Below are 897 nucleotides of genomic sequence, written 5' to 3'. Positions count from 1 at the left end.
CACCGCCCGTCACACCATGGAAGTCGGTAACGCCCGAAGTCAGTGACCCAACCGTAAGGAGGGAGCTGCCGAAGGCGGGACCGATAACTGGGGTGAAGTCGTAACAAGGTAGCCGTATCGGAAGGTGCGGCTGGATCACCTCCTTTCTAAGGAAGAAAGAAGTAAAGAGTTTGATGTCTATTGTTTAGTTATCAATGAGAGCAAGCGGAGTCGAGATAGACGAAAGCCCGCACTCGCGGAGTACCACTGGATGCTATTAAATCAGTGACTCCGATAACAAAATCTTTTGGTGGCGATGCGCCTGGGGGAAACACCCGTACCCATCCCGAACACGATGGTTAAGCCCCAGACGGCCGATGGTACTGCACTGGTGACGGTGTGGGAGAGCAGGTGGCCGCCAAATTTGAAATATGGGCTTATAGCTCAGCTGGTTAGAGCGCACGCCTGATAAGCGTGAGGTCGGTGGTTCGAGTCCACTTAAGCCCATATCAATTAATAAATTAGATATGAAAATATACATGGGGGATTAGCTCAGTTGGGAGAGCGCCTGCCTTGCAAGCAGGAGGTCACGAGTTCGAATCTCGTATTCTCCACTTGGTTCTGCAAAGAATCATAGTGTACCTTGAAAACTGCATACAAAGAAAGTGTTACATTACAACTGATAAGCAGTAATGTAACAAGATTAAAAATATTTTAATCAAGACATCCGAGGTAATGTTATAAACATTAACTGATTCGAAGAAAACGAAGTAAAATAATTGATTTATTTAACTATTGCCAACGCACATCACGCTAGATGTGTGTCGCTGATTCCCATTCCCGTGGGAAGAGGCATGTTGGTTATGCTTTTAAGAGCGTATGGTGGATGCCTTGGCACTAAGAGCCGATGAAAGACGT

At 46.6% G+C, this 897-nt stretch carries 2 tRNA genes and 2 rRNA genes; all 4 read left to right on the top strand.

The features are described 5' to 3' along the window. Positions 1–146, top strand: a 16S ribosomal RNA gene (locus BN3456_RS00225); the annotation flags it as partial. Positions 147–285: 139 nt separating this feature from the next. Continuing rightward, positions 286–403, top strand: a 5S ribosomal RNA gene (gene rrf / locus BN3456_RS00220). 9 nt (positions 404–412) lie between these two features. Next, positions 413–486 (top strand) — tRNA-Ile (locus BN3456_RS00215). 34 nt (positions 487–520) lie between these two features. Continuing rightward, positions 521–593 (top strand) — tRNA-Ala (locus tag BN3456_RS00210). Positions 594–897 lie beyond the last annotated feature (304 nt).

The organism is Clostridium sp. C105KSO13, assembly GCF_001517425.1.
Taxonomy (GTDB): domain Bacteria; phylum Bacillota; class Clostridia; order Lachnospirales; family Lachnospiraceae; genus Muricomes.
This window is presented reverse-complemented; position numbering and strand designations above follow the sequence as displayed.